We start from the raw sequence: 26,996 nt of genomic DNA, 5'->3' as shown, positions 1-26,996 counted from the left end.
TTGTATCCGAATGCCTAGTTTCGCCTCCGCCCTCGAATCCACCCTCCATCGCGCTCTGGAGGCCGCCTCGTCGCGCCGCCACGAATATGCGACGCTCGAGCATCTGCTGCTCGCGCTGGTCGATGACGAGCATGCCTCCAAGGTGATGAGCTCGTGCGGGGTGGACCTGGGCGAACTCAAGACCACCGTCGCGCATTATCTCGATACCGAGCTTCAGGCGCTGCGGGTCGATCAGCAGACCGACCCCTCGCCCACCAGCGGCTTCCAGCGCGTGGTCCAGCGCGCGATCCTCCACGTCCAGTCCTCGGGCCGCGACGAAGTGACCGGCGCCAACGTGCTCGTCGCGCTGTTCAGCGAGCGCGAGAGCTATGCCGTCTATTTCCTGCAGCAGCAGGATATGAGCCGGCTCGATGCGGTCAGCTTCATCAGCCACGGCGTCGGCAAGGGCTCGGCCCCGACCGAGGCTTCGACCCCCAAGGGCGCCGAGGAGGAGAAGCCGCAGAAGAGCGAGAGCAAGAACGGCAAGGGCGAAAGCGCGCTCAAGCAGTTCACCGTCGACCTCAACGAAAAGGCCAAGGCCGGCAAGGTCGATCCGCTGATCGGGCGCGGGCCGGAGGTCGATCGTACCGTCCAGATCCTGTGCCGCCGGTCGAAGAACAACCCACTCTATGTCGGCGATCCCGGCGTCGGCAAGACCGCCATCGCCGAAGGTCTCGCGCGCAAGATCGTCGAGGGCGACGTGCCCGAGGTACTGAGGGAAGCGGTGATCTACTCACTCGACATGGGCGCGCTGCTTGCCGGTACGCGCTATCGCGGCGATTTCGAGGAGCGGCTCAAGCAGGTCGTGTCGGAGCTGGAGAAGCTGCCGCACGCGGTGCTGTTCATCGACGAGATCCACACCGTGATCGGCGCGGGCGCCACCAGCGGCGGCGCGATGGACGCGTCGAACCTGCTCAAGCCGGCGCTGTCGGGCGGTTCGATCCGCTGCATCGGTTCCACCACCTACAAGGAATTCCGCAACCATTTCGAGAAGGACCGCGCGCTGCTGCGCCGCTTCCAGAAGATCGACGTCAACGAGCCGACGATCGAGGATACGGTGAAGATCCTCGCGGGCCTGCGCACCGCGTTCGAGGACCATCACAACGTCAAATACACGCCTGACGCGATCAAGTCGGCGGTGGAACTCTCGGCGCGCTACATCAATGACCGCAAGCTGCCCGACAAGGCGATCGACGTGATCGACGAGGTCGGCGCGATGCAGATGCTGGTGCCGCCGTCCAAGCGCAAGAAGACGATCACCGCCAAGGAGATCGAACAGGTCATCGCGACGATGGCGCGCATCCCGCCAAAGACCGTGTCGGCCGACGACACGCGAGTGCTGGCGAGCCTCGAGACCGACCTCAAGCGCGTCGTGTTCGGACAGGATAAGGCGATCGAGGTGCTGTCCAGCGCGATCAAGCTCAGCCGCGCGGGCCTGCGCGATCCGAGCAAGCCGATCGGCAATTACCTGTTCAGCGGCCCCACCGGCGTCGGCAAGACCGAGGTCGCCAAGCAGCTCGCCGAGATCATGGGTATTCCGCTCCAGCGCTTCGACATGTCCGAATATATGGAGCGCCACTCGGTCAGCCGTCTGATCGGCGCCCCTCCGGGCTATGTCGGCTATGATCAGGGCGGCCTGCTGACCGATGCGGTCGACCAGCAGCCGCATTGCGTGCTGCTGCTCGACGAGGTGGAAAAGGCGCATCCCGACCTGTTCAACATCCTGTTGCAGGTGATGGACAACGGCAAGCTGACCGACCACCACGGCAAGACGGTCGATTTCCGCAACACGATCCTGATCATGACCACCAATGCCGGTGCGTCCGACATGGCGCGCGAGAGCATCGGCTTCGGCGAACTCAGCCGCGAGGACGTTCAGGAAGAGGCGGTGAAGAAGCTCTTCACCCCCGAATTCCGCAACCGTCTCGATGCGATCGTGCCGTTCGATTACCTGCCGACCAAGGTGGTCGAGCGGGTGGTGGAGAAGTTCATCCTCCAGCTCGAGCTCCAGCTCGCCGACCGTGGCGTCCACATCAATCTGGACGATGCCGCCAAGGCGTGGCTCACCGAGAAGGGCTATGACAAGCTCTATGGCGCGCGCCCGATGGGCCGCCTCATTCAGGAGAAGATCAAGCAGCCGCTGGCCGAGGAGCTGCTGTTCGGCAAGCTCATCCATGGCGGCGAGGTCGAGGTGAAGCTCAAGGACAATGCACTCAGCTTCGCGATCGTGCCGGCCGCGCCGAAGCGCCCGAAAAAGGGCGGTGGCAAGAAGGCCGAGGCGGCCAAGGCGAAGTAACCGCACACAGACCAGCCGATCGAAGGGGCGGGCCGATGGCTCGCCCCTTTTATTTGGGCATTCCCTCGCTGCGGCCCGGCACAGCCATTGCCGCTGCATCGGGCGGCAAACCGCCTAGCCTGTGCACCGTGCAACCACGGACCGGCGCGAGAACGCAGCCGGCCGGTGCACGGGGAGAGCAGGATGCGAAAGACGCTTTCGGTCGCCATTTTCGCGGCAGGCACAGCCGCCGCCTTCGGCATCACCAGCGGCATGCCATCGGGCGGCGCGGGCGGCCTGATCGTCGCCCCTTCCGCGCCCGAGCCTCAGTCCGCCACGGCCTCCACCACATCGTCCTCGACCGCCATGACGACCGGCAGCTGCCCGGCCCCCGCGAGCTCCGCCGGACTCGCCGTGTGCGGCCTCCCCGGCGACGTCACGCTGCAGGACCGCGTCTATTTCGGAACCTTCTGGGAAGGCCTCGACGCCAAGCCCGAGACGCGCGCGATCGCGATCGGCGGCGGCTATGTCATCGACCGGATCGAGCGCAGTTCGGAAGGCGACTTCTTCGCCGGCATCGTCGAGAAACGCGACGCCGCCGGTCGCGTCACCGACGTGATCCTCGCCTTTGCCGGCGCGGACGGTCCGGACGCGATCCAGGGCGAATCGATCCTGCTCGGCATCCCGCTCGACGAGGCCGCCCGCGCCACTTCGCTCTATGACGGCCTACTCGCCGATCCGCGGCTCGCGGAGGCGCGCATCCATGTCACCGGCCACTCGCTCGGCGCGGGCTACACCCAATATGTCCTCGCCCATGCCATTGCCGCGAACGGCGCCGCCGCGACGCAGGCGCGCGCCGATTTCGTCGCGTTCGGCGCGCCCAACTGGATTCCCTCCGCCGCGCTGCATTTCTGGATCGACCCCGCCGATGTCGCCGCGCAGTTCGTCGACTTCACCTCGGCCAACGATCCGGTGCTGCTCAACGGCGTGATCCGCATGGGGATCAACAACACCTTGCCGGCCTTTACCGGCCTGCCCTTCCCCAACAGCGCACTCAACGCCGTCGCGGCGCACTGGCCGACCACCTATGCCAGCGCGCTCGGTCTGCCCGGCTGGCTGACCCCGGCGCAGCAGCAGGTGGCGATGGCCGCGCTGAGCGGCTCGTTCCAGACCGGCAATTCGATCGATCCCAACTACCCCGCCCCCGGCACCGCCCCGCTCACCCTCACCGGCAGCCCGCGCGGCGACCGGCTCCACGGCATGGGCGGCGGCGACCTGATCACCGGCGGCACCGGCGCGGACATCCTCTCGGGCGGCGCAGGCGCGGACCGCTTCATCTGGCGCGGCACGGGCGACGGGGCGGCCGATCCCGACGCCAGTGATCGGATCGCCGATTTCAACGCAACCGCCGGCGACCGCATCGATCTCGCCGCGCTCGCGCCGCTGCTCGGGCGGCTGACTTTCATCGGCGAAGCGCCGTTCAGCTGGGTCAATCAGGTCCGCTATCGCGTCCATGGCAACGACACGGTGGTCGAGGTCAATCTCGTCCCCGGTGCTGCGCCGGAACTGTCGATCCGGCTCGATGGCCGCATCGCGCTGCGCGCCGGCGATTTCGTGCTGGAGGGACCGCTGACGCTGTTCTGAGCGGAATCTCCGCTTCCATCCCTAACGCCCCGTTATCTTTACCAGTTGTTCGCTTCCGGGGCCTAGACCGGCGCGGATGGGAACGAGGCTGACGGCTTGGGTCTTGGCGGCCATGATCGTTGCGCTCGCGCTGCTCGGCGCGGCGACGCCCGCTCTGGCCGCCGGTTTCGCCGGAGGCCAGGTCGGGCGCGAGCTCAAGGTCTGCATCCGCCGAGTCCAGCCCGGTGACGACCCGGCGCTGCTGATCCGCCAGCCCGAACGATTCGACTGCCGGACGAAGCAGACCGACTTCGGCCCCGGCGACTATTGGGCGATCTCCAACCCGATCGACCTGCGCTCGCGCTCGCGCCAGCCGCTCGTCGCGCGTCAGGGCAGCCTGTGGCAGCAGGCGCTCGAGCTTCATGTCCTCTATGCCGACGGGCGGCTCGCCACGCTGCGCGACGATCACGACACGCTCTCGCGCCGCATCCAGCTCGGCGCGATCGTCGAATATCCGCTGCCGCGCTACCGGGCCAAGGTGCAACGGCTGATGTGGAAGGTCGAGGGCGCGGCGAACCTGCGCGGCATCGTCATCGGCCCGCGCCTCGCCAGCGAGGCGCAGAGCGACCGCTCCAACCTGATGATGGCTACGATCTATGCGGGCTTTGCGGGACTGGCCTTCGCGCTGCTGGTGTACAATCTCGCGCTGTGGGCCTCGCTCCGCCACCGCTTCCAGCTTGCCTATTGCGTCATGATCGCGGCGCTGATGGCGTACACCTTCACCTCATCCGGCGCGCTGGCCTGGGCATGGCCCGGCATCGACAATAACGACCGGCTGCGGCTCAACTATCTGCTGCTCACCTTTGCCTGCGCCTCGGCGCTGCTGTTCGCCCGCGCCTTTTTCGAAGAGCATGTGTTCGGCCCGCGGCTGCGGCTCGCTCTGAAAATCACGGTCGTCACCTTGCTCGGCACCGGCACGCTGTTCGTCGTGATCGCCCCGCTCGGCGTGCGGTATATCGACCCGCTCTATAGCTGGATGTTCATCGGCGTGCTCGGGACGGTCGCCGCGACGCTGTGGCAGGCGTGGCGCGCTCGCTCGAACTATCTGTGGATCTTCGCCATCGCCTGGGCGCTGCCGATCTTCGCCGCCAGCCTGCGCGTGTTCGCCAATTTCGGGCTGATCCCGTGGAATTTCTGGATCGACAATTCGACGATCGTGTCGATGGCGGCGGAGGCACTGATCTCCTCGGTCGCGATCGCCTATCGCATCCGCCTGCTCAGCCGCGAGCGCGACCAGGCGATCGCGGCGGAGACGGTCGCGCGCCGCCTCGCCGATACCGATCCGCTCACCGGCCTGCTCAACCGCCGCGCGTTCCTCGCCAGCGCGATCGGCCGTCCGGGGCCGCAGACGCTGCTGGTCCTCGACCTCGATCACTTCAAGCAGGTCAACGAAACGCTCGGCCATGACGGCGGCGACGAAGTGCTGCGCGTCGTCGCGCGCACGCTGCGCCAGCTCGCCCCGCCGGGCGCGCTCGTCGCGCGGATCGGCGGCGAGGAGTTCGCGGTCATCGCCGACATGGCCAATCCGCTCGAACCCAACCTGCTGCTCGGCCGCCTGCGCGCCACGCGCATGCCGTTCGACCTGCGCGTGACTGCCAGCATCGGCACCGCCACCGGCACGCTGATGGCCGAGTCCGACTGGAAAACGCTCTACCGCGCCGCCGACACCGCGCTGTTCGCCGCCAAATCAGCTGGCCGCGACCGCGCGCGATCCGCCCCGCTCGCGGCCTAATATAATCAAACGCTTCGCCGCAGTTCACTTGCGGTTCAGCCGTCGCATGCGTAATGATCGCCCGCATAGGGAGGCGGTCATGACCAGCTTGGACAAGCGCAGGATTGCATTGGCGGGTGGCGGCATCGCCCTGGCCGGGCTGTTCGCCTTCTCCGATCCGATCGCCGATATACGCGTCACCCACGATGCCGCGCCGAGCACGATCAGCAAGCTCGAAGCGAAGGTCGATCTCGGCCTCGTCGCCTTCTCGTTCCTGCACAGCTGGAAGCGCGTCCTCCGCTGACACGCCGCGTTGACACGCCACACCGCCTGCTTACACTCATGTAAATGAGCGATCCCGAGCAGGTCTGGCGTACTGCCTATCGTCACCCCGGCCCGTGGGACCAGCATCTCCCGCCGCTCTCGATGGCGACGGCGTTCGATGAGTCCGCGAAGCGGATGGGCAACGCCCCGCTGCTCGATTTCCTCGGCCGTCACTACAGCTATGCCGAGACGCTCGACGGCGCCAACCGCGTGGCGTGCGGCCTCGCCGCGCTCGGCTATGGCCCGGGCGACCGCATCGGGCTGTTCCTGCCCAACGTCCCGCATTATGTCGCGGCCTATTACGGCATCCTCAAGCTAGGCGCGACGGTCGTCAATTTCTCGCCGCTCTACTCGGTCGAGGAACTGGGCGCGCAGGTCGAGGATTCGGGCACCCGCCTGCTGTTCACCCTCAGCGCCACTGCCCTGCTGCCCACCGCGCTCAAGGTGCTCGAAGCCAGCAGCCTGGAACGCCTCGTCGTCGGCTCGGTCGCGGGCGCCCTGCCCGCCGCCAAGTCGCTGCTCTACCGCATGTTCAAGCGCAAGGAGGTCGCCGAAAAGCCCGACGACCCGCGCATCCTCGCCTTTTCGAAGCTGATCGCCAATGACGGCGCCTGCGCCTCGCCGCACATCGACCCCGAAACCCATCTCGCGCTGATCCAGTACACCGGCGGCACCACCGGCGTGCCCAAGGGCGCGATGCTGACTCACCAGAACCTCACCGCAAATGCGCGGCAGGTCGCCCGCCTCGACCCCGATCTCGGCACCTCGCACGACAAGGTGCTGGGCGTCCTCCCCTTCTTCCACGTCTTCGCCAACACCTGCGTGCTCAACCGCACGGTGATCACCGGCGGCGAGATCGTCATGCTCCCGCGCTTCGACGGCGCGCAGGCCCTGGACGCGATCAACCGCACGCGCCCCGCCGCACTGCCCGGCGTGCCGACGATGTTCCAGGCGCTGCTCGACCACCCCAACATGGCGGGCACCGACTGGTCGAGCGTCAAATATTGCATCTCGGGCGGCGCGCCGTTGCCCGCCGAACTCAAAGCGCGGTTCGAGGCGGCGACCGGCGCGCGTCTGCTCGAAGGCTATGGCCTGTCGGAAAGCTCGGGCGTCGTCTCCGCCAATCCCTACCGGGCCGAGGGCAAGCCCGGCACGATCGGCCAGCCCATCATCGCCACCCGCGTCCGGCTGGTCGACAAGGAAGACCCGCGCCAGCCCGCACCCGACGGCGAACCGGGCGAGATCGTGCTCGCCGGGCCGCAAATGATGCAGGGCTATTGGGACCGGCCCGAGACCGACGACACGACCTTCTGCACCGACGCAACCGGCCAGCGCTGGCTGCGCACCGGCGATGTCGGGCAAATCGACGAGGACGGCTTCATCCGCATCGTCGACCGGCTCAAGGACATGATCGCCGTCGGGGGGTTCAAGGTCTTCCCCAAGCATATCGAGGAGGTCCTTTACCGCCACCCTGCGGTGAAGGAGGCACTGGTCGTCGGCATGCCCGACGCCTATCGCGGCGAGACCCCGCGCGCCTATGTCTCCCTCAACGAGGACGCCGAGCCCGTCACCGGACAGGCACTGCACGACTGGCTCAACCCGCAGGTCGGCAAGCACGAGCGCGTCGATGCGGTGGTGATCCGCGAGAAGCTGCCCAAGACGATGATCGGCAAGCTCAGCCGCAAGGACCTGTTGCTGGAGATTGCGGCGGAAGGTTGAATCGCCGCCCCTGCTGCCGCATAGCATCGGCATGACAGACGGCGCCCAAACCGCAGACCTTTCCTTCGAACAAGCGCTTCGCGAACTCGAGCAGATCGTCGGCCGGCTCGAAAGCGGAGAAGTCCCGCTCGACCAGGCGATCAGCCTCTACGAAGAGGGCGATCGCCTGCGCAAACTCTGCCAGGCCCGCCTCGATTCGGCGCAGGCGCGGATCGAGCAGGTGCGCGCCGATTCGGCCGGCAACGTCACCGGCACCACGCCGTTCGCTGCAGGATGAGTGCCGCGGTGGCGGATGCTTCGCTATCCTTCGAAACCGCGCTGCGCGACGTCGCCGCGGAGATCGACCGCCAGTTCGACCATCTGCTCGCCATCCCAACTGATCCGCGCTCGCGGCTGTATGAGGCGATGCGCTACGCCGCGATCGGCGGCGGCAAGCGGCTGCGCCCGCTGCTCGCCTTCGCCACCGCCGGGCTGTTCGGCGTCGATCGCGCCTGCACCGCGCGCGCCGCGACCGCGATCGAGTGCATCCATGTCTATTCGCTGATCCATGACGATCTGCCCGCGATGGACGACGACGATCTGCGCCGCGGCAAGCCGACCGTTCACCGCGCGTTCGACGAGGCGACCGCGATCCTCGCCGGCGACTGCCTCCACGCGCTGGCCTTCGAAATTCTCGCCGATCCAGCGACCCATGCCGACCCGTTCGTCCGCGCCGAGCTGGTCGCCGACCTCGCGCGCGCCGCCGGCCCCGGCGGCATGGCCGGCGGGCAGATGATGGATCTCGCCGCCGAACAGTCGAGCTTCGATCTCGCCACCGTCACGCGATTGCAGGCGCTCAAGACCGGCGCGCTGATCGCCTGCTCGGTCGAGGCCGGCGCGATCCTCGGCCGCGTACCGCCGGAAGGCCGCACCGGTCTGCGCGGCTATGCCCGCGACATCGGCCTCGCCTTCCAGATCGCTGACGACATCCTCGACGTCGAGGGCGACGAGGCGGCGGTCGGCAAGCAGCTGCGCAAGGACGAGGCGGCGGGCAAGGAAACCTTCCTCACCCTGCTTGGCCTCGACCGTGCGCGCGAACAGGCGCGGCTGCTGGTCGACCAGTCGATCGATCACCTGCGCCATTTCGGTCCCGAAGCCGACCTGCTGCGCGACATCGCCCGCTACACGCTCGAGCGGGACCGCTAATTCTCAGGGGGGAGCCTGAACCATGACCATTCGCACCGGCGTCTATCCCGGCACCTTCGATCCGATCACGCTCGGCCATATGGACATCATCCGCCGCGGCGCGAAGCTGGTCGACCGGCTCGTCATCGGCGTCACCACCAACCCATCCAAGAACCCGATGTTCACCGTCGAGGAGCGGATGGAAATGGTGAAGCGCGAAGTCGCCGACATCGCGGGCGAAATCCATGTCGTCAGCTTCGATTCGCTGCTGATGGATTTTGCCGAGCGCGAGGGCGCAAGCGTGATCGTGCGCGGCCTGCGCGCGGTCGCGGACTTCGAATATGAGTATCAGATGGCCGGCATGAACCAGCAGCTCAACGGCCGCATCGAGACCGTCTTCCTGATGGCCGACGTCTCGCTCCAGCCGATCGCCAGCCGGCTGGTCAAGGAAATCGCGATGTATGGCGGCGAGATCCGCAAGTTCGTCCCGGCCACCGTCCGCGACGAGGTCGCCGAGCGCGTCGAGCAGATCGGGCGCAAGGGAAGCTGAGCTCTGATTTGCGGTGCCAGCCCGCTCCCCACCCGGCCACCCATCAAAGATACACTGAAGTGGGTGGCCGGGTGGGGGAGCGGGCCGGCACCGCCGATTCAGCGAAGCTGAATCGAACGACGCCCCAATTTCGCCACCAGCCTCATTCACTTTACCGACAGCAGCGAATTGCTCTAAGCGGCTGCAACTTCCTGTCCGGTGGGGATTCTGATGCGTTTTGTTGCCCTTCTTCTTGCCTTTGCGGGATCGCTGTTCGCGAGCCAGGCCAGCGCCCAGATCGTGCCCCCGCCCGCCGGCCGCGCCACGCCGCCGCAGACCACCGACAAGGCGAACCTCTGGCTGCTCGACCTGTCGACCGGCGGCCGCGTCACCATCTGGCTGCGCCCCGATGTCGCGCCCAAGGCGGTCGAGCGGATTAAGACGCTCACCCGCCAGAAATTCTATGACGGCCTGATCTTCCACCGCGTGATCGAAGGATTCATGGCGCAGGGCGGCGACCCCAAGGGCGACGGCACCGGCCAGTCCGAACTGCCGAACCTCGAAAAGGAGTTCAACTACCTCCCCCATGTGCGCGGCGCGGTGTCGTCGGCGCGCGCGGAGGACGAGAACAGCGCGAACAGCCAGTTCTTCATCATGTTCGCGCCGCGGCTTCAGCTCGACCAGAAATACACCGTGTTCGGCCGGGTGATCGAGGGCATGGCCTATGTCGATTCGATCCCGCGCGGCGAGCCGCCCGCACAGCCGGCGCGCATCCTCCACGCGTATATCGCCGAGGACAACCCGCCGGCCTACACGCCGGCGCCCGCCGCTCCTGCGCCCATGCTCGACGTGCCCGCTGCGCTGCCGCCGGGTCCGGTCAAGAAGTGAGAGGCGGCCCGGCACGACCGGGCTGACCAGGGGGCTGAACTCAAGCAGAACGAGGATCGAGATCGTCCGTGGAAAGCCGCCGACGAGGAGTGCAGCGCAGACGCGTAGCTGAAGCTACGCGCAAGCAAGCGACGACGCTCGGCGGCTTTCCACGGACGACCGCGCAGCGGCGGGCCGAATTTGCCGACAGGACGTCGTCGCGCGTCGGTCACGATGCTACAGCATCGCTCTCTCCTTGCTCCTCGCCTGTCGGCAAATTCGGCTCCGTCTCGACCTCGTTCTGCTTGAGTTCAGCCCCCCAATGAACGTCGACCTGTTCGATTTCGAGCTGCCCGCCGAGCGCATCGCGCTGCGGCCCGCTGCCCCACGTGATTCCGCTCGCCTGCTGCTGCTCGACGGAGACCGCACCGAGGACCGCGGCGTCCGCGACCTCCCCGCCCTGCTGCGCGCGGGCGACCTGCTGGTGTTCAACGACACCCGCGTCATCCCCGCCCAGCTCGAAGGGCGCCGCGGCGAGGCAAATATCGGCGCCACGCTGCACAAGCGCGAAGGCCCGCGTCACTGGATCGCCTTCATCCGCAACGCCAAGCGGCTGCGCACCGGCGAGACCATCGATTTCGGCAACGGCGTTACGGCGATCGCCGAGGCGCGCCACGACGACGGCAGCTTCACGCTGTTCTTCCCCGGCGACGAACCGGTCGAACTGCTGCTCGAACGCGCCGGCCGCATGCCGCTCCCTCCCTATATCGCAGCCAAGCGCCAGACCGACGCGCGCGACGCGGACGACTATCAGACGATGTTCGCCAACGAACCCGGCGCCGTCGCCGCGCCCACCGCCGCGCTGCACTTCACGCCCGAGCTGATGGCCGCGTTCGATGCCGCCGGGATCGGCCACACCACGCTGACGCTGCATGTCGGCGCGGGCACCTTCCTGCCGGTCAAGGCCGACGACACCACCGATCACAAGATGCACGCCGAATGGGGCCGGATCGATGCCGCGACGGCCGACCGCCTCAACACCGTCCGCGCCAATGGCGGCCGCGTCATCGCCGTCGGCACCACCAGCCTGCGCCTGATCGAAAGCGCCAGCGGCGAGGACGGCATCGTCCGCCCGTTCGACGGCGACACCGCAATCTTCATCACCCCCGGCTATCGCTTCCGCGGTATCGACGGCCTGATCACCAACTTCCACCTGCCGCGCTCGACGCTCTTCATGCTCGTGAGCGCGCTGATGGGCCTCGATCGGATGCAGGCGGCCTATGCCCATGCGATCGAGAATGACTACCGCTTCTACAGCTATGGCGATGCGAGCCTGTTGCTGCCCTAGCTCTTGGGAATGCGCTTCGCGTCGCCCGGTTTGACCGGCTCTTCCGACCCGATCCGCCATTCGCCGAAGCTGTCGACATAGAAGTTGAGCACGCGGATCCAGTCCGCCTCTTCCTCGGTCGCCGCGCGATACAGCGTTCGCACGGTGTAGGTCGCCTTGACCGGATTAACGATCGTGTCCGCCTGACCGGTGCCGCTATCCTGACGATAGCTCCACGGGCGCGAGCTGCCGATATCGACCGACTTGACCTCGACCTCGACCGCGCCTTCCTGACCTTCCGGCACGGTCTTCGCGCCCTTGGCGCAGCGGATGATGCGCCTGAACAGCGCTTCATCGGGCTTCGCGCCATTCTCGACCTTGGACTGCTTGACCGGGCATTCGAGCGGGCCGGTGCTGGCTGCCTGCGACGCTTCCCCGCTTTGCCCTCCGCTTTCGCCGCCGCTGCAACCGGCGACCAGCATCGCGGCAACCAGCATCCAGCCCCGGCGCGTAACGGTCGTCATCTTCATCGCGATCTCCCCTTGTTGCTGCGAGCATGTTGCTCGGCAATGCCGCTCGCCACTGACAGCCTACCCGAAATGACGACGCGCACCGCAAAAGGCCGGTCCCGCCATGCCACCGCCGCAAAGTTCCGCTTTGTCCCGATCGCGCACTTCTCCGCGCCGCCCGAAAGACCCTGATGATCCTTGCCCTTGCCTTTGCTCTCGCCGCTGCGGCGCAGAACGGCCCGCCGCCGCCCGGCGTCGCGGTCCAGCAGCCGCAGCCCGGCGCCGAGCCGATCCCGCTGATGATCGCCGAACCGGTGGCGATGGCGATCGCCGCGTTCGACAAGGATGGCGACGCCGCGGTCAGCCGCACCGAATTCACCGCAGGGGTCGCGCGCACGTTTGAGACCGTGGCGAAGGGCCAGCCCGCGATCGGCTATATCGGCTTCGGCGACTGGGCCGAGCGCTGGCTGGGCAACCGCAACGCGCTGCCCAGCCCGTTCGAGGTCGACCAGGATGGCGACAACAAGGTCAGCCTGGCCGAGTTGCAGGCGCGCTTCGAGCTGTTCTTCGACCGATTCGACCGCGACAAGGACGGCGTGCTGAAGCGATCCGAACTGCTGACCGTGCGCCAGATGCTCCGTCCGGGCGAACGCCCCGGTGAGCGCGACGCCCGCCCGCCGCAACGCCAGCGCCGCTGATGCGCAACGTGTCCTAGCATCACATGCTGCACCGCGGCTAAGACACTCACATATGCACGGCTCGCACGATCATCACGGCCATTCGCACGCCGGTCACTCGCACGGCGCTGGCCACAGCCATGCGCCCGCCGATTTCGGCCGCGCCTTCCTGATCGGCACCACGCTCAATCTCGCCTTCGTCATCGTCGAGGGCGCCGCCGGCATCCTCACCGATTCGATGGCGCTGCTGGCGGACGCGGGGCACAATCTGTCCGACGTACTCGGGCTGCTGATCGCCTGGGGCGGCGCCTCGCTCGCCAGGCGCCCCGCCTCGCGCCGCTTCACCTATGGCCTGCGCAGCTCGACCATTCTCGCCGCGCTCGCCAACGCCGTGCTGCTGCTGTTCGCGGTCGGCGCGATCACGCTCGAAGCATCACGCCGCTTCGCCGCGCCGCCGCCGGTCGAAGGCAGCACGGTGATGATCGTCGCGGGCATCGGCATCCTGATCAACACCGCGACCGCGCTGATGTTCGCGCGCGGGCGCAAGGGCGACATCAACATTCGCGGCGCCTATCTGCACATGGCCGCTGACGCCGCGGTGTCGGCGGGGGTAGTCGCGGGCGGCGCGCTGATGCTGTGGACCGGCGCGGCATGGATCGATCCCGCGCTCAGCCTGATCATCGTCGCGGTGATCCTGTGGAGCACCTGGGGCCTGCTGCGCGACTCGCTGACGATGGCGCTGCACGCTGTGCCGCCCGGCATCGATCCCGAGAAGGTCGAGAGCGCGCTGGCCGCGCTGCCCGGCGTCAGCCGTGTCCACGATCTGCACATCTGGCCGATGAGCACGACCGAAGTCGCGCTCACCGCGCATCTGCTGATGCCCGATGGCCACCCCGGCGACACCTTCCTCCACGATGCCGAGCACCGGCTGCAGCATGATTTCGGCATCGGCCACGCGACGCTGCAGATCGAGATCGGCGACGGCGATCCGTGCAGCCTGCACCACGGCCATGGCTGAGCTTGCGCCGCCGATCCGGCTGGTGATCTTCGATTTCGACGGCACGCTGTCCGACAGCGGCGGCTGGTTCCTGTCGATCATGGACCACCTCGCCGACCGCTACGGCTTTCGCCGCGTCGACCCTGACGAGGTCGAGACGCTGCGCCGACTCAGCACGCGCGACGTGGTCAGCCGGCTCGCCATCCCGCGCTGGAAGCTGCCGTTCATCTCGCGCTACACGCGCGGCCTGTTCGGGCGGAACACGGGCAAGGTTCATCTCTTCCCCGGCGTGCCCGAGATGCTCGCCGCGATCGGGACGGCGGGCGTGAAGATGGCCGTCGTCACCTCCAACAGCGAAGCCAATGCCCGCGCCGTGCTGGGGGAGATCAACGCCGCGCGCATCGATTATTGGGCATGCGGCGCATCGCTGTTCGGCAAGGCGCCCAAATTCCGCAAGGTGTTGAAGGCGAGCGGCATCCCGCCGATGCAGGTGCTTTCGCTGGGCGACGAGACTCGCGACGTCGACGCCGCACGCGAGACCGGCGTGCTGGCGGGCGCGGTGCTGTGGGGCTATGCCAACCCCGAGGCGTTCGCGCACTTGCAGCCCGATATCGCCTTCGACACGCCCTCGGCAGTCGCCGCGCATCTCGTCGCGTCAGCCAAAATGCACCGCTAGCCACACCGTCGGCTCGTCCGGATCGGTCCGCGTCACCCAATGCCGCGTGCCCGCCGGGATCAGCAGATGGTCGCCGGGCATCAGCGCCGCCTCCTCGCTGTCCTCGAACCGGATCGCCGCGCTGCCCGCGAGCAGCACGACCCATTCGTCCGCGTCCTGTTTGAACGGCTTGTCCTCTGGCGTCGCCTGCCCGCCCGACACGATCCGCTCGACTCGCACACGCCCTGCGCTTGCCAGCTGCGTGAACACCTCGCTGCGCTTTGCGGACGGTAATTTCGCCAGCAAATTCTCGATCTTGAGCTTCTTGAGCTTCGGCTTCGGCGGCGCCTTGGGCTTTGGCGCGGGTTTCGCTTTGGGCAGTCCCTTCGCGGCTTCCTTCCAGTCGCTCCGCATCGCCCCGCGAAGATAGGCCTCGACCTCGTCCGCGCTCGCGGTCAGCCCGCCCTTGCCGAACCCGAGCAATTGCGTCCCGCCCGCATCGGTCAGCCCATAATTGCCATAGTCCCCGCCCGCCTTGCGCCGCCGCGACTTGACCAGCTTCAGGCCGCGGTGCCGCGCGCTTTCCCGCAATTGCTCGTCACGTTCGCTTGCCATCGGCCCTCCAACGCACCAATCGGGCGAAATGCTTCCGCGTTTCGACTTCCACATTCACGCCACCGACGGCAAGGCTCGCACCGGCATCATCGCCATGCGCCGCGGCGAGATCCGCACCCCCGCCTTCATGCCGGTCGGCACCGCCGCCACGGTCAAGGCGATGAAGCCGCAGGACGTGCGCGCGTCGGGCGCGGACATCATCCTCGGCAACACCTATCACCTGATGCTGCGCCCCACCGCCGAGCGAGTCCACCGCCTCGGCGGGCTGCACGGCTTCATGGGCTGGGATCGCCCGATCCTGACCGACAGCGGCGGTTATCAGGTGATGAGCCTGTCCGAGCTGACCAAGCGCAGCGAGGACGGCATCGTCTTCAAGTCGCACCTCGACGGCAGCCGCCACCTCCTCTCCCCCGAACGCTCGATGGAGATCCAGCGATTGCTTGGCAGCAACATCGTGATGGCGTTCGACGAGCTGGTCCCCACCACCTCGACCCGCGAGGTGCAGGCCGCGGCGATGGAACGCTCGATGCGCTGGGCAAAACGCAGCCGTCAGGGCTTCGACGCCGGCGGCGACCACGCCGAGAGCAACGCCCTGTTCGGCATCCAGCAGGGCGCGCTGGATGAAGGGCTGCGCAAGGTCAGCGCCGACGCGCTGCTCGACATCGGCTTCGACGGTTACGCGATCGGCGGCCTCGCCGTCGGCGAAGGGCAGGCGGCGATGTTCGGCGTACTCGATTACGCGCCGGGCCAGCTCGACGCCGCCAAGCCCCGCTATTTGATGGGCGTGGGCAAGCCCGACGACATCGTCGGCGCGGTCGAGCGCGGGATCGACATGTTCGACTGCGTGCTTCCCACCCGCTCGGGCCGCACCGGCCAGGCCTTCACCGCACGCGGCCCGGTCAACATCCGCAACGCGAAGCATGCCGAAGATCAGGGACCGCTCGATCCCAGCTGCGGCTGCCCGACCTGCGGCAGTTTCAGCCGCGCCTATCTCCATCACCTCGTGCGGGCGGGCGAAATTCTCGGCGCGATGCTGATGACCGAGCATAATCTATGGTTCTACCAGCAGCTGATGGCCGGCCTGCGCGCCGCGATCGCCAACGGCCGGCTGAGCGATCACGCCAACGCGTTCAGATCGGCCTATTATGGCGGCGAAGGCTGATTGCACGGACTCGCCGGGAGTCTTAGGTTGGTGAGGCACAAGGAGAGTTGCGTGACCGACAAGCCTGAATCTGCCGACGAAATCGCCAACGAGATCACCGCCGCCGCCCGCATCGCACGCGAGACTGCCGAGCGCGCGGAGGGCACACCACAGCCCGGCGAGGGCAAGAAATGGCCGCTCGGCAAGATCGGTCTCGGCATCGGCTCCGCCGCACTCGCCGCCGCGGTGATCTACGCCGCGCGCCGCAACAAAGACTGAGTCCTTTCCTCCCCTTCCGGAGAACCGAATGCGCCTGACCCGCACCGCGCTGTACCTCGGCGCCGCCCTGCTCCCGTTCACCGCGCACGCGCAGCAGGCCGCGCCCATGCCGGCAAAGGAGATCGCGGTCGCGCCGCTCGCCTATACCGAGCGCACGCTGCCCAACGGCCTCAAACTCTATGCCATCCGCGACACCTCGACCGCCAATGTCTCGGTGCAGGTCTGGTACGATGTCGGCAGCAAGGACGATCCCGCGGGCAAGTCCGGCTTCGCGCACATGTTCGAGCATCTGATGTTCAAGGGCACGCGCAACCTGGTCGACGAGCAGATGGACCGCCTGACCGAGGATGTCGGCGGCTACAACAACGCCTCGACCAATTCGGACTATACCAATTACTATGAGGTGGTCCCCGCCAACCACCTCGAGCGCCTGCTGTTCGCCGAGGCCGACCGCATGGCCAGCCTCGTCGTCGACGCCAAGGTCTTCGCCAGCGAACGCGATGTGGTGAAAGAGGAACTGCGCAGCCGCGTGCTCGCCTCGCCCTATGGCAAGCTGTTCTACGTCTATTTCCCGAACATCTCCTACGCGGTGCATCCCTATGCCCGCCCCGGCATCGGCAGCATCGAGGATCTCGACGCCGCGACGATCGACGACATCCGTGCCTTCCACGCGACCTATTACCGGCCCGACAACGCCGTGCTGGTGGTCGCCGGCAATTTCGACCCCAAACAGCTCGACCAGTGGGTCGACAAATATTTCGCCAAGATCGCAAAGCCCAACCGCCCGATCCCGCGCGTCACCGTCGCCGAACCGCCACGCACCAAGGCGACGCGCCAGACGGTCTATGAAGCCAACACGCCGCTTCCCGCGGTGCTGCTGAGCTACCAGCTGCCCGCCGACAACAGTCCCGACACGCCCGCGCTCACCGTGCTCGACGGCATCCTGTCGGGCGGCGAGAATTCGCGGCTCTACCGCAACATCGTCTATCGCGACCAGCTCGCCGCGCAGGCCGACACCTTCCTCGATTCGCGCCAGTCGACCGGCTCCTATGCGATGTACGCCATCCTCGCCGGCGGCAAATCGGCGGACGAGGGCGAGAAGGCGATGCGCCGCGAACTTGCCGATCTGCGCGACAAGCCAGTCACCGCCGCCGAGCTGGCCGAGGCCAAGAACGAGATCCTCACCGCCGCGCTCAAGAGCCGCGAGACCGCCGAGGGCAAGGCCTCGACCCTCGCCGCCTCGATCATCATCGATCGCGATCCACGCCACAGCGACCGCCAGCTCGCCGACATCGCCAAGGTCACCGCCGCCGACGTCCAGCGCGTCGCGCGCAAATATCTGGGCGACAATCAGTCGGCGGCGCTGGTCTATCTGCCCGAGGAAGCCGGCAAGAAGGGCGACGCGATCGCCGTCGCGCCGACCGTCAAGGTCGCGCCGCTCGTCGCGCCCAGGGACGTGGTCATCCACACCCAGGCGAGTGCCGCCGATCGCGTCGCCGTCCCCGCCCCGACCGCGCCGGTCACGCCCGCCATCCCGGCCGTCAGCGAATCTAGGCTCGCCAATGGCATGCGCGTGATCGTGGTCGAAAAGCGCGACCTGCCGATCGTCACCGCCACCGTCGTCAGCCAGGCCGGCGGCGCACGCGACCCGTCGGGCAAGGCCGGCACCGCCAGCCTCGCCGCCGACCTGCTGACCAAGGGCACGAAGACCCGCTCGGCCGAGCAGATCGCGCAGCAGATCGAATCGCTCGGCGGCTCGATCGGCGCCGGCGCGGACTGGGATGCCGCCTTCGCCACCGTGACGGTCAAGGCCGATCAGGTCGCGCCCGCGCTCACCATCCTCGCCGACGTCGCGCGCAATCCCGCATTCGCGCAAGACGAGATCGACCGCGCGCGCAAACAGTCGATCGACGGCGTCGCGGTCCAGCTCAAGGACCCCGCCGCGGTATCGGGCATGGTCGCCAGCCGCGCGGTGTTCGGCGCGCAGCCCTATGGCAATCTGTTGAGCGGCACGCCCACCTCGCTGCCCAAGATCACGCGCGCCGATGTCGCCACAGCCTATGCCGAGGGCTGGCATCCTTCGCAGGCTGCGCTGGTCGTCGTCGGTGACATCGCGCAGAAGGACGCGGTCGCGCTCGCGCAGAAGCTGTTCGGCGACTGGAAGGGCTCGGTCCAGACCGTCAGCACGCGCGCGAGCGAGCCGCAGCCCGCGCCGCGCGTGATCGTTGTCGATATGCCCGATGCGGGGCAGGCCGGCGTGGTGGTCGCCCGTCCCGGCATCGCGCGCAGCGATCCCGCATTCTATGCCGCGCAGGTCGCCAACGCGACGCTCGGCGTCGGCTTCACCTCGCGGCTCAACCGCGAGATCCGCATCAAGCGCGGCCTCGCTTATGGCGCCAGCAGCAGCGTCGATACGCGCCGCATGCCCGGCATCGTGAGTGCCGCGACGCAGACGAAGAACCCGTCCGCACCCGAAGTCGTGGCGCTGCTCGCCGCCGAGATGAAGCGCATGGCCGACGAACCCGTCCCCGCCGCCGAGCTCGAAACGCGCAAGGCGGTGCTGGTCGGCAGCTTCGGCCGCCGCATCGAGCGCACCGACGGCATCGCCGGCGCGCTCGCCGACTATGTGGCTGAGGATGTCCCGCTCGACACGCTGCGCAGCTACATCCCGTCGATCCAGGGCGTCGATCCGGCCGCGGTGCAGGCCGCGGCGAAGAAGGTGCTCGATCCGGCGGGCGCGAGCATCGTCGTGGTCGGCGATGCGAAGCAGTTCGTCGATGCGCTGCGCAAGACCTATCCGCAGGTCGAAGTGATCCCGGCGGCGGCGCTGAATCTGGACAGCGCGGCGTTGAAGTAGGACTAACACCGAGACCTGCACTTGAGGCCCGGCCCCACCCGAACCCCTCCCCTGAAGGGGAGGGGCTTGATCATCGCCCACCCCTAAAAATTGCATTAACTATCAACCGTTTCACCCCGGGACACCGCCAAATCAGGAGCAGAAATCCGCCTCCTTTTCCGCTACATGCCCTGCCTCGATCGGGGACAGACAAGCGTGCTGCGGCGATTTACGCGACTTCAGCTTCGGGGCATCGCGGCGGCATTGCTGGTGTCGCTGGTGGGCGCTGGCATGTCGGCGCAGGCCGGACTCGCCTCGCTCGAAGCATCGGAGCAGAAGGCGCGCGCCGTCGCTCCCGCCGCGGCCGGCTATGAGGCCGACGATCACTTCCCCGGGGCTGCCTATTATCATCTTGCGGCCGACGAGACCGCCTTCGCCGCGCCGGGCGCAGGCACGACCGGCACGGTCGAGCTGCCCGACGCCCCCGTTCCCGAAAACGCCGTGCTCGATCCGTCGCTGCGCCCCGCCCCGCCCTTTATCATGCGCGGCTCCGCGCAGGACAAGGCGCGCGCGCTCGAATGCCTGACCACGGCGATCTATTACGAAGCGGCGAGCGAACCCGATGACGGCCAGCGCGCCGTCGCACAGGTGATCCTCAACCGCGCCCGCCATCCGACCTTCCCCTCGACGGTCTGCGGCGTGGTCTATCAGGGTTCGGACAAGACCGTCTGTCAGTTCAGCTTCGCCTGCGACGGATCGATGGCACGCGTCCCGTCCCGCGCCTATTGGCAGCGCGCCGCGCGCGTTGCCGCTGCCGCGCTCAACGGCGCCGTATTCGCGCCGGTCGGCATGGCGACGCATTATCACACCTATGCGGTCACCCCGAGCTGGAACAAGTCGCTGGTCATGACCGGCGTGTTCGGCGCGCATTTCTTCCACCGGTGGAAGGGCTATTGGGGCACCGGCGCAGCATTCCGCCAAGCCTATCATGGCGGCGAGCCCTATCCCGGCCCGCTTCCCCGCGCCGTGACCGCGACGCCGGCCCTCGCCGCCGCGATGCCGGAAATGCCGATGCCCGTCCCCGGCAAACCGCCCCGCACGCAGCCCGCCGAGGTGCAGCGCGCCTATGTCCAGAGCGGCGACGTCCTCCCGCAATATGCCGCCGCGCCGGAGTCGCAAGTGCTCGATCGCTGGAAGGACAGCGGCAAGCCGCTCCGCTGAAACGCCAAACGGCCCCCGCCATTGCTGGCGGAGGCCGTCCGTTTACCCTTAACGGGCGATCGACTTAGCGGCGATAGTCGCGCCGGTCACCACGGCGATCGTCGCGATCGCGGCGCTCCCAGCGGATCTTCGCCGACAGCGCGTCGAAACGGCGGTCGAGATCGCGGCGCTCCCACTGGGTCAGGCCCGGCGCCGAGCGGCGATAGCGCGATTCGAGGATCTCGATCTGGCGGAACTCGGTGCGCAGGCGGATCGCCTCGCGGCGGCTCAGCTGACCGTTGCGCACGCCCTGGTCGATGCGACGATCGAGCTGCGCCTGGCGCTGGTTGAGGTTCTGCCACGCGCCCTGCGCCGAAGCGGCGGGGACAGCGGAAACCGCGATGCCGATACCGGCGATCATCAGTGCGAACTTCTTCATGACTTTACTCCTCACTCAAAAATTTCGGCCATTCAGCGGCCTGAGCCCGTTATCGGGGGCGGATGTCGCAACACTTTCACCGCTTTCGTGTTTTTGTGTCGCGGGGTGTCGCAAGTGCGATGGCTTCGTTCATCAGGGCGATCGACTGTCTTACCTTGCCAAAACACCCGAAAGGACCCATGTTTCCGTCATGCTGAACCTGATTTCGCTCATCGTCGGTGTCGTCACGGTCCCCGTGATGCTCGTCGCGCTCATCCCGTTGCTCGGATGGCTCAACTACCTCGTCATCCCGATGGCGATCGTCGGCCTGGTGCTTGGGGTGCTGTCGGATTCCAACACCGGCCGTAACCTCAACATCGTCGTGCTGGTGATCGGCGCGATCCGGCTGTCGCTCGGCGGCTTCATCTTCTGAGCGAAACGGGGTCCGGAAACCGGACCCCGCCTCTCCTCAGCCTTAGCGGCAGCGCATGTTGCCGCGGTCGATCGACGACCCCAGCGCCGCGCCGCCGGCCGCGCCGAGCAATACGCCCAACACGCTCGAGCGGCCGTTCGACAGCGCGCTCCCCAGGAAACCGCCGGCAATACCGCCCACGATCAGCCCGGTCGTACCGTCGCCACGGCGGCAATAATAGCGGCCGTCACGCCCGCGATAGATGCGGTCCTGACGCGTCAGGCGGCGTTCCTGATAATAGCGGCCGTCACGATAATAATCGTCGGCATAATAGGCGCGCTGGCCCTGACCCGGCCGGTTCCAGTCATAGTTGCGATAGCGGCGCCAGTCGCGGCGGTCCGCCCGGCGGCCGTCGCGCCACTGTTCCTGACGGTCTTCGCGATAGTCGCGGCGCGCATCGCGCACCTCGTCCTGATATTCGCGCTGCGCCTCGCGCACGTCCTGCGGGTCATCCGCACGGCGCACGTCGCGGCGATAGTCACGCTGTGCGTCGCGGACCTCGTCGCGATATTCTTCGCGCGGGGTCTGCTGCTGGGCGACCGCCGGGATCGGGGCGAGCGCCACCGACGCCAACACGGCGGCCATGATTGAACTACGCATTATACTCTCCTGCCTCATGAACCACCCCAACGGGTGACCGATGTGCAAGTTGCGTGAATGCGAAACTACGTGCCGTTCATCGCACGGCTACCTTCAGATGTGCGACGTTCCGGGGTAAGCGAACAGCAGATCGCTGTCCTCCGACGCGTCGATCAGCGCTGTGCCGGTCACCGCCAGGCATTCGCCCGCCTGCCAGGCAACGCCGTCGATCTCGCCCGCACCGCGCACCGGCACCAGCCAGCCGGTCACGCCATCGGGCAGCCGCAGCGCGCGCTCGCCGCCCGGCCAGCGCTCGAGCACGAACTTCGGTCCTTCGACCAGAATCGTGCGCCCCGGCGCCACCTCGCCCGGCATCGGCGCCGGCACGAACGGCCGCGCGTCGGACACCGCCACGCCATCCTCCAGATGCAGTTCGCGCGGGCGGCCATAATCATACAGCCGGTACGTCGTCTCGCTGTTCTGCTGGATCTCGATCAACGTGATCCCCGCGCCGATCGCATGCACCGTGCCTGACGGCGCGTAGAAGAAGTCACCCGCCTTGACCGGCTTCCAGTCGAGCAATTGCTCGATCGACCCGTCGAGCGCCGCCGCGCGCAGCGTGGCGTGATCGACCGGTTGATGCGTCCCCAGCGCGATCGTCGAATCGGGTTCGGCGTCGAGGATCACCCAGCATTCGTCCTTGCCCCGCGGCAGCCCGCGGGCATGCGCCTGCGCATCGTCGGGGTGCACCTGCACCGACAATTTCTCGCTGGTGAAGAGATATTTGACGAGCAGGTCGGGCGTGCTGTCGCCCGGCGACTGGAACCACACCTCGCCCACCGGCTCGCCCTCGGGCGCCGGATCGGCGAAGCCCGGCCACAATTTGTGCCGCCCCCAGGGCTTTTCCACCCGATGCATTTCAAGAAGCGTGGCGGGCATCTGTCCTCCATTTGTCGGAATCGCGGCGGTAAACGCGCCGTTTCTGGGTGACGATCCCTGTCCCCGCAACCCTTGCCAAAAAACATTTCGCGCCGCCGCATCTCTCGGCTAACAACGCCCCCTATGCGTATCTCCCCCACTCGTCCGCTCGCGCTTGTTCTCGTCGCGGCGCTCGCCCTTCCGCTCGCCGGCTGTAACCGCGGCGGCGGCACCCGCGCCGATCTGCCCTATGTCGCGCGCGACGTCGGCACGCTCTACACCGCGGCCAAGGACCGGCTCGACCGCGGCCAGTACAAGCTCGCCGCCGCCTTGTTCGACGAGGTCGAGCGCCAGCACCCCTATTCGGTGTGGGCGCGCCGCGCGCAGCTGATGGGCGCCTTCGCTTATTATCTCGACAAGAATTACACCCAGGCGATCCAGTCGGCGCAGCGCTTCCTCGCCGTCCACCCCGGCAACCGCGACGCGCCCTATGCCTATTATCTGATCGCGCTCAGCTATTATGAGCAGATCAGCGACGTGACGCGCGACCAGAAGATCACGCAGCAGTCGCTCGACGCGCTGGGCGAGCTCAACCGCCGGTATCCCAATACGCGCTACGCCGCCGACGCGCGGCTCAAGATCGACCTCGTCCGCGATCACCTCGCCGGCAAGGAGATGGAGGTCGGGCGCTATTATCAGGTACGCGGCCAGTGGCTCGCCTCGGTGATGCGCTTCCGCACCGTGATCGACACCTATCAGACCACCACGCACACGCCCGAGGCGCTGATGCGGCTGGTCGAAAGCTATCTCGCGCTCGGCATCAAGGACGAGGCGAAGAAGGCCGCAGCCGTGCTCGGCGCCAACTATCCCGGCACCGAATGGTACGAGCGCGCCTATGAGCTGATCGGGAAGCATGGCGAGCCGGTCCCGGTGCCTGCGGTCGAAACGCCCGCGCCGGCACCCGCCGCCTCGCCCACGCCCGCGACGACGAGCTGAGCGCGCAAGCCCCTGATGAAACGCCTCTCCCAAGGCGGAACAAAACAGGGTAACAGCGCGCGATGCTGACCGCGCTTTCCATCCGCGATGTCGTGCTGATCGAGGCGCTCGACCTCGATTTCGGCGCGGGGCTCGGCGTGCTCACCGGCGAGACCGGCGCGGGCAAGTCGATCCTGCTCGATTCGCTCGGTCTGGCGCTGGGCGCGCGGGCGGATAGCGGCCTCGTCCGGCAGGGCGCGGCGCAGTCGGTCGTCACCGCCGTGTTCGATCTCCCCGATCCCGCCGCGGCCGCCACGCTGCTCGCTGACAGCGGGCTCGATTTCGACACGTCCGAACCGCTCACCATCCGCCGGATCGTCAAGGCCGATGGCGGCAGCCGCGCCTTCGTCAACGACCAGCCCGCCTCCGCCGGCCTGCTGCGCGAACTCGGGCCTTATCTGGTCGAGATCCACGGCCAGCATGACGATCGCGGCCTGCTGAACGCCCGTGGGCATCGAGCGCTGCTCGACAGCTTCGGCAAGCTCGACACCGCCGCCGTCACCACCGCGCATCGCGAGTTCCGCGACGCCGAGGACGCGCTGGCGCAAGCTCGCGCCACCCAGGACAGCGCCGCGCGCGACCGCGAATGGCTCGAACACGCCGTCGCCGAACTCACCGCGCTCGCGGCCGAGCCCGGCGAGGAAGCCCAGCTCGCCGAACGCCGCGCGACGATGCAGCGGGGCGAGAAGATCGCGACCGAGCTCCAGGCCATCGCCGAACTGCTCGACGGCAGCGACGGCGCGCTCACCCGGCTGCGTCAGGCCGCGCGCATTCTCGACCGCATCGCACAGGACCACCCCGCCCTGACGGAAGCGCTTGCCGCGCTCGACCGCGCGCTGATCGAGGGCGGCGCGACGCAGGACAAGGTCGACGAGGCCGCCGAAGCGCTCGCCTTCGACCCCGCGCAGCTCGAGGCCGACGAGACTCGCCTATTCGAACTGCGCGCCATCGCCCGCAAGCACCGCGTCCAGCCCGACGATCTCGCCGAGCTGACCGAAACGCTGGCCGCGCGCCTGACCCTCATCGAAGGCGGCGAAGGCGAGATCGCCAGGCTCGAAGCCGCCGTCGCCACCGCCGAAGCGGCCTATACGCAAGCCGCCGAAGCGCTCTCCGCCGCGCGCACGGCCGCCGCCGCGCGGCTCGATGCCGCGGTCGCCAGCGAACTGGCGCCGCTCAAGCTCGACGCCGCGCGCTTCCGCACCGTCGTTGACCCGCTACCCCGCGATTCATGGTCGGCATCCGGCCGCGACCGCGTCGAGTTCGAAGTCTCGACCAATCCCGGCGCACCCTTCGCGCCGCTGATCAAGATCGCCTCGGGCGGCGAGCTGTCGCGCTTCATCCTCGCGCTCAAGGTCGCGCTGGCCGAGGAAGGCGGCGCGCGCACGCTGATCTTCGACGAGATCGACCGCGGCGTCGGCGGCGCCGTCGCCAGCGCGATCGGCGAACGCCTCGCCCGCCTGTCGGCCGGCGCGCAGCTGCTCGTCGTCACGCACAGCCCGCAGGTCGCGGCGCGTGGCGCGCATCACTTGCTGATCGCCAAAAGCCATGACGGCCTCGTCACCCGTACTGGCGTCCGCGCGCTCGACGATGCCGCCCGCCGCGAGGAGATCGCCCGCATGCTCTCCGGCGCGCAGATCACCGACGAAGCGCGCGCACAGGCGGAACGGCTGCTGGAAGCCGCCTAGCGGCACGACACGCATTGCAATGCGGGCGCGGGTCTGCTTGCCTCGTTTCATGCGAAACCACCGTCTTGCCCTTGCCGCCCTCCTCCTGTCCGCCACCCCGGCCCTCGCCACCCCGTCCGATGACTTCCAGAAGCTGCTCGACGAGCATTTCGAGTGGGTGCTGCGCGAAAACCCCGGCTTCGCGCGCTCGCTCGGCCAGGACCGCGACCCGACCGGCACCGGCGATGTCAGCCTCGCCGCCGAAGACCGCCGCGCCGCGCAGGAGGGCGTGTTCCTCAAGCGGCTCGACGCGATCCCCGATGCCGGCCTCTCGCCCGTCCAGCGCACCGACAAGGCGATCCTGCGCCGCCTGCTCGCCGAGAGCATCGAGGGCAATGGCTATGGCCAGCGCACCATATTGTTCACCAGCTATTCCAATCCCTGGCAGAGCGCCGCCGGTCAGGGCGAGCGCGGCGGATTTCGCACCAAGCCCGATTACGCCAATTATCTCGCCCGGCTCGAAAAATACCCCGCGACCAATGACGAGCTGATCGCCATCACGCGGCAGGCGATCAAGGGCGGCTATGTCCAGCCCTGCGTCAGCCTCGCCGGGTTCGAAAAGACGATCACCGGCGTCATCGCCGAGGACGCCACCAAATCGCGCTTCTACATCCCCTTCACCCGCGCCAAGCCCGCCGACGCGACCGATGCCGAATGGGCCGCGTTGCAGAACCGCGCCAGGCGCGTGATCACCACCACCCTCAACCCGGCCTATGCCAAGGCGGCGGCGTTCTATCGCAGCGAATATGCGCCCAAATGCGCCAAGGCCGCCGGCGTCTCGGCCCAGCCCGGCGGCGCGAAATACTATGCCTTCCGCATCCGCCAGCTCACCACCACCAACCTCTCCGCCGACCAGATCCACGAGATCGGCCTCGATGAGGTGGCGCGCATCCGAACCGAGATGGAGAAGGTCGCAAAGGCTGCCGGCTTCCCCACCCGCGAAGCCTATGTCTCCGATCTGCGCACCAACCCCAAATACTACCCCAAATCCGCCGACGAGCTGATGGCCGCCGCCGCGCTTCAGGCCAAAAGGATCGACGGCCTGATGCCGGGCTATTTCAACCGCCTGCCGCGCCTGCCCTATGGCCTGAAAGCGATCCCCGCCGAAACCGCCGAAGGCACCACCACCGCCTATTACGGCCCCGGCAATCCGCCGCTCGGGCTTGCCGGCCATTATTACGTCATCGTGTAATTTGTGGCTGCTTCCTCGGGCCGGCTGAGCGGCGCACACTTCTGGTGGTCGAAGCCTGAAGGAAGGAAGCAGCCATGAAACACTATGCCGGATTAGACCTGTCGATGGAAA

26 protein-coding genes are annotated in these 26,996 nt (G+C 67.7%); 21 read left to right on the top strand and 5 right to left on the bottom strand.

Annotation, left to right across the window (positions count from 1 at the left end):
- Window positions 1–10 precede the first annotated feature (10 nt).
- The 10 genes from clpA (at window position 11) to queA (ending at window position 11,659) form a co-directional block, all read left to right on the top strand.
- A complete protein-coding gene (clpA, locus tag M9978_RS18465; RefSeq protein ID WP_254295828.1) occupies window positions 11–2,335 on the top strand; it encodes an ATP-dependent Clp protease ATP-binding subunit ClpA in 2,325 nt (774 codons plus the stop codon).
- 183 nt (window positions 2,336–2,518) lie between these two features.
- On the top strand, window positions 2,519–3,958 hold the full coding sequence (locus M9978_RS18460) for a calcium-binding protein (protein ID WP_254295826.1): 1,440 nt from the start codon (window positions 2,519–2,521) through the stop codon (window positions 3,956–3,958).
- Window positions 3,959–4,070: 112 nt separating this feature from the next.
- The gene (locus M9978_RS18455) at window positions 4,071–5,729 is read left to right on the top strand and encodes a GGDEF domain-containing protein (protein ID WP_254295825.1); all 1,659 of its coding nucleotides are present in this window, start codon (window positions 4,071–4,073) and stop codon (window positions 5,727–5,729) included.
- A 79-nt stretch (window positions 5,730–5,808) separates the two neighbouring features.
- A complete protein-coding gene (locus tag M9978_RS18450) occupies window positions 5,809–6,012 on the top strand; it encodes a hypothetical protein (RefSeq protein WP_254295823.1) in 204 nt (67 codons plus the stop codon).
- A gap of 44 nt (window positions 6,013–6,056) precedes the next feature.
- Window positions 6,057–7,751 (top strand): long-chain-fatty-acid--CoA ligase, encoded by a 1,695-nt coding sequence (locus M9978_RS18445; protein ID WP_254295821.1) that lies wholly within the window; start codon window positions 6,057–6,059, stop codon window positions 7,749–7,751.
- Window positions 7,752–7,782: 31 nt separating this feature from the next.
- Window positions 7,783–8,028 carry an exodeoxyribonuclease VII small subunit gene (locus M9978_RS18440; protein WP_254295819.1) on the top strand — a complete coding sequence of 82 codons (246 nt, stop codon included), beginning with the start codon at window positions 7,783–7,785 and terminating at the stop codon, window positions 8,026–8,028.
- Complete coding sequence (locus M9978_RS18435) at window positions 8,025–8,936, top strand: polyprenyl synthetase family protein (RefSeq protein ID WP_254295817.1); 912 nt, start codon at window positions 8,025–8,027, stop codon at window positions 8,934–8,936. Before M9978_RS18440 ends, M9978_RS18435 begins: the two co-directional genes overlap by 4 nt.
- Before the next feature lie 28 nt (window positions 8,937–8,964).
- Window positions 8,965–9,465, top strand: coding sequence for a pantetheine-phosphate adenylyltransferase (gene coaD / locus M9978_RS18430; RefSeq protein ID WP_254295938.1), 501 nt, complete (start codon window positions 8,965–8,967; stop codon window positions 9,463–9,465).
- Window positions 9,466–9,675: 210 nt separating this feature from the next.
- Window positions 9,676–10,332, top strand: a complete 657-nt coding sequence (locus M9978_RS18425) for a peptidylprolyl isomerase (protein WP_254295815.1) — start codon at window positions 9,676–9,678, stop codon at window positions 10,330–10,332.
- A 301-nt stretch (window positions 10,333–10,633) separates the two neighbouring features.
- On the top strand, window positions 10,634–11,659 hold the full coding sequence (gene queA / locus M9978_RS18420) for a tRNA preQ1(34) S-adenosylmethionine ribosyltransferase-isomerase QueA (RefSeq protein WP_254295813.1): 1,026 nt from the start codon (window positions 10,634–10,636) through the stop codon (window positions 11,657–11,659).
- Here queA and M9978_RS18415 read toward each other — a convergent pair.
- Entirely contained in the window at window positions 11,656–12,168 is a 513-nt protein-coding gene (locus tag M9978_RS18415; protein ID WP_254295812.1) for a hypothetical protein, read from the bottom strand. The two genes, queA and M9978_RS18415, sit on opposite strands and share 4 nt — an antisense overlap.
- A gap of 170 nt (window positions 12,169–12,338) precedes the next feature.
- On the opposite strand from M9978_RS18415, the gene M9978_RS18410 reads away from it, so the two are divergent.
- The 3 genes from M9978_RS18410 to M9978_RS18400 are packed head-to-tail and all read left to right on the top strand — an operon-like array spanning window position 12,339 to window position 14,497.
- Window positions 12,339–12,845 (top strand): EF-hand domain-containing protein, encoded by a 507-nt coding sequence (locus M9978_RS18410; RefSeq protein ID WP_254295810.1) that lies wholly within the window; start codon window positions 12,339–12,341, stop codon window positions 12,843–12,845.
- A 52-nt stretch (window positions 12,846–12,897) separates the two neighbouring features.
- Window positions 12,898–13,842 carry a cation diffusion facilitator family transporter gene (locus tag M9978_RS18405; RefSeq protein ID WP_254295808.1) on the top strand — a complete coding sequence of 315 codons (945 nt, stop codon included), beginning with the start codon at window positions 12,898–12,900 and terminating at the stop codon, window positions 13,840–13,842.
- Window positions 13,835–14,497 (top strand): HAD hydrolase-like protein, encoded by a 663-nt coding sequence (locus M9978_RS18400; RefSeq protein WP_254295806.1) that lies wholly within the window; start codon window positions 13,835–13,837, stop codon window positions 14,495–14,497. Before M9978_RS18405 ends, M9978_RS18400 begins: the two co-directional genes overlap by 8 nt.
- On the opposite strand, the gene M9978_RS18395 is transcribed toward M9978_RS18400, so the two are convergent.
- Window positions 14,477–15,091, bottom strand: coding sequence for a cupin domain-containing protein (locus tag M9978_RS18395; protein ID WP_254295804.1), 615 nt, complete (start codon window positions 15,089–15,091; stop codon window positions 14,477–14,479). The two genes, M9978_RS18400 and M9978_RS18395, sit on opposite strands and share 21 nt — an antisense overlap.
- A 28-nt stretch (window positions 15,092–15,119) precedes the next feature.
- Between M9978_RS18395 and tgt the strand changes: the two genes are divergently transcribed.
- The 4 genes from tgt (at window position 15,120) to M9978_RS18375 (ending at window position 20,568) form a co-directional block, all read left to right on the top strand.
- On the top strand, window positions 15,120–16,253 hold the full coding sequence (tgt, locus tag M9978_RS18390; RefSeq protein ID WP_254295802.1) for a tRNA guanosine(34) transglycosylase Tgt: 1,134 nt from the start codon (window positions 15,120–15,122) through the stop codon (window positions 16,251–16,253).
- A 51-nt stretch (window positions 16,254–16,304) separates the two neighbouring features.
- On the top strand, window positions 16,305–16,511 hold the full coding sequence (locus M9978_RS18385; RefSeq protein WP_254295800.1) for a hypothetical protein: 207 nt from the start codon (window positions 16,305–16,307) through the stop codon (window positions 16,509–16,511).
- 28 nt (window positions 16,512–16,539) lie between these two features.
- Window positions 16,540–19,368 (top strand): M16 family metallopeptidase, encoded by a 2,829-nt coding sequence (locus M9978_RS18380; RefSeq protein ID WP_254295798.1) that lies wholly within the window; start codon window positions 16,540–16,542, stop codon window positions 19,366–19,368.
- Window positions 19,369–19,563: 195 nt separating this feature from the next.
- Window positions 19,564–20,568 (top strand): cell wall hydrolase, encoded by a 1,005-nt coding sequence (locus M9978_RS18375; RefSeq protein WP_254295797.1) that lies wholly within the window; start codon window positions 19,564–19,566, stop codon window positions 20,566–20,568.
- A 64-nt stretch (window positions 20,569–20,632) separates the two neighbouring features.
- Here the strand turns inward: M9978_RS18375 and M9978_RS18370 are convergent, their stop codons facing one another.
- A complete protein-coding gene (locus tag M9978_RS18370; RefSeq protein WP_254295795.1) occupies window positions 20,633–20,986 on the bottom strand; it encodes a hypothetical protein in 354 nt (117 codons plus the stop codon).
- Window positions 20,987–21,176: 190 nt separating this feature from the next.
- Between M9978_RS18370 and M9978_RS18365 the strand changes: the two genes are divergently transcribed.
- Window positions 21,177–21,398, top strand: a complete 222-nt coding sequence (locus tag M9978_RS18365) for a hypothetical protein (protein ID WP_254295794.1) — start codon at window positions 21,177–21,179, stop codon at window positions 21,396–21,398.
- A gap of 42 nt (window positions 21,399–21,440) precedes the next feature.
- Here the strand turns inward: M9978_RS18365 and M9978_RS18360 are convergent, their stop codons facing one another.
- Together M9978_RS18360 and M9978_RS18355 are read right to left on the bottom strand one after the other, a co-directional pair.
- Window positions 21,441–22,037: a glycine zipper 2TM domain-containing protein gene (locus tag M9978_RS18360; RefSeq protein ID WP_254295792.1), complete on the bottom strand. Its 597-nt coding sequence runs from the start codon at window positions 22,035–22,037 to the stop codon at window positions 21,441–21,443.
- Between the two features lie 93 nt (window positions 22,038–22,130).
- The gene (locus M9978_RS18355) at window positions 22,131–22,955 is read right to left on the bottom strand and encodes a class I mannose-6-phosphate isomerase (protein ID WP_254295790.1); all 825 of its coding nucleotides are present in this window, start codon (window positions 22,953–22,955) and stop codon (window positions 22,131–22,133) included.
- Between the two features lie 123 nt (window positions 22,956–23,078).
- On the opposite strand from M9978_RS18355, the gene M9978_RS18350 reads away from it, so the two are divergent.
- The 3 genes from M9978_RS18350 (at window position 23,079) to M9978_RS18340 (ending at window position 26,885) form a co-directional block, all read left to right on the top strand.
- A complete protein-coding gene (locus M9978_RS18350) occupies window positions 23,079–23,930 on the top strand; it encodes an outer membrane protein assembly factor BamD (RefSeq protein WP_254295788.1) in 852 nt (283 codons plus the stop codon).
- Window positions 23,931–23,992: 62 nt separating this feature from the next.
- Complete coding sequence (gene recN / locus M9978_RS18345) at window positions 23,993–25,654, top strand: DNA repair protein RecN (protein WP_254295786.1); 1,662 nt, start codon at window positions 23,993–23,995, stop codon at window positions 25,652–25,654.
- Window positions 25,655–25,703: 49 nt separating this feature from the next.
- Window positions 25,704–26,885 carry a DUF885 domain-containing protein gene (locus M9978_RS18340; protein WP_254295785.1) on the top strand — a complete coding sequence of 394 codons (1,182 nt, stop codon included), beginning with the start codon at window positions 25,704–25,706 and terminating at the stop codon, window positions 26,883–26,885.
- The last annotated feature ends 111 nt before the right edge of the window (window positions 26,886–26,996 follow it).

It is taken from the genome of Sphingomonas tagetis (assembly GCF_024211275.1).
In the GTDB taxonomy this organism is placed as follows: Bacteria; Pseudomonadota; Alphaproteobacteria; order Sphingomonadales; family Sphingomonadaceae; genus Sphingomonas; species Sphingomonas tagetis.
Note: the sequence above shows the minus strand (reverse complement) of the source record. Positions and strands in the feature narration are given on the sequence as shown.

Bases quoted from the DNA above. Each gene is read 5' to 3' on its own strand.
- M9978_RS18400 (WP_254295806.1), top strand. From the start codon at position 13,835: ATGGCTGAGCTTGCGCCGCCGATCCGGCTGGTGATCTTCGATTTCGAC.
- M9978_RS18415 (WP_254295812.1), bottom strand. From the start codon at position 12,168: ATGAAGATGACGACCGTTACGCGCCGGGGCTGGATGCTGGTTGCCGCG.
- M9978_RS18350 (WP_254295788.1), top strand. From the start codon at position 23,079: ATGCGTATCTCCCCCACTCGTCCGCTCGCGCTTGTTCTCGTCGCGGCG.
- M9978_RS18365 (WP_254295794.1), top strand. From the start codon at position 21,177: ATGCTGAACCTGATTTCGCTCATCGTCGGTGTCGTCACGGTCCCCGTG.
- M9978_RS18395 (WP_254295804.1), bottom strand. From the start codon at position 15,091: ATGGCAAGCGAACGTGACGAGCAATTGCGGGAAAGCGCGCGGCACCGC.
- tgt (WP_254295802.1), top strand. From the start codon at position 15,120: ATGCTTCCGCGTTTCGACTTCCACATTCACGCCACCGACGGCAAGGCT.
- queA (WP_254295813.1), top strand. From the start codon at position 10,634: ATGAACGTCGACCTGTTCGATTTCGAGCTGCCCGCCGAGCGCATCGCG.
- M9978_RS18450 (WP_254295823.1), top strand. From the start codon at position 5,809: ATGACCAGCTTGGACAAGCGCAGGATTGCATTGGCGGGTGGCGGCATC.
- M9978_RS18435 (WP_254295817.1), top strand. From the start codon at position 8,025: ATGAGTGCCGCGGTGGCGGATGCTTCGCTATCCTTCGAAACCGCGCTG.
- M9978_RS18360 (WP_254295792.1), bottom strand. From the start codon at position 22,037: ATGCGTAGTTCAATCATGGCCGCCGTGTTGGCGTCGGTGGCGCTCGCC.
- M9978_RS18440 (WP_254295819.1), top strand. From the start codon at position 7,783: ATGACAGACGGCGCCCAAACCGCAGACCTTTCCTTCGAACAAGCGCTT.
- M9978_RS18370 (WP_254295795.1), bottom strand. From the start codon at position 20,986: ATGAAGAAGTTCGCACTGATGATCGCCGGTATCGGCATCGCGGTTTCC.
- M9978_RS18355 (WP_254295790.1), bottom strand. From the start codon at position 22,955: ATGCCCGCCACGCTTCTTGAAATGCATCGGGTGGAAAAGCCCTGGGGG.
- M9978_RS18340 (WP_254295785.1), top strand. From the start codon at position 25,704: ATGCGAAACCACCGTCTTGCCCTTGCCGCCCTCCTCCTGTCCGCCACC.
- M9978_RS18405 (WP_254295808.1), top strand. From the start codon at position 12,898: ATGCACGGCTCGCACGATCATCACGGCCATTCGCACGCCGGTCACTCG.
- M9978_RS18380 (WP_254295798.1), top strand. From the start codon at position 16,540: ATGCGCCTGACCCGCACCGCGCTGTACCTCGGCGCCGCCCTGCTCCCG.
- recN (WP_254295786.1), top strand. From the start codon at position 23,993: ATGCTGACCGCGCTTTCCATCCGCGATGTCGTGCTGATCGAGGCGCTC.
- M9978_RS18455 (WP_254295825.1), top strand. From the start codon at position 4,071: ATGATCGTTGCGCTCGCGCTGCTCGGCGCGGCGACGCCCGCTCTGGCC.
- M9978_RS18445 (WP_254295821.1), top strand. From the start codon at position 6,057: ATGAGCGATCCCGAGCAGGTCTGGCGTACTGCCTATCGTCACCCCGGC.
- clpA (WP_254295828.1), top strand. From the start codon at position 11: ATGCCTAGTTTCGCCTCCGCCCTCGAATCCACCCTCCATCGCGCTCTG.
- M9978_RS18425 (WP_254295815.1), top strand. From the start codon at position 9,676: ATGCGTTTTGTTGCCCTTCTTCTTGCCTTTGCGGGATCGCTGTTCGCG.
- M9978_RS18410 (WP_254295810.1), top strand. From the start codon at position 12,339: ATGATCCTTGCCCTTGCCTTTGCTCTCGCCGCTGCGGCGCAGAACGGC.
- M9978_RS18460 (WP_254295826.1), top strand. From the start codon at position 2,519: ATGCGAAAGACGCTTTCGGTCGCCATTTTCGCGGCAGGCACAGCCGCC.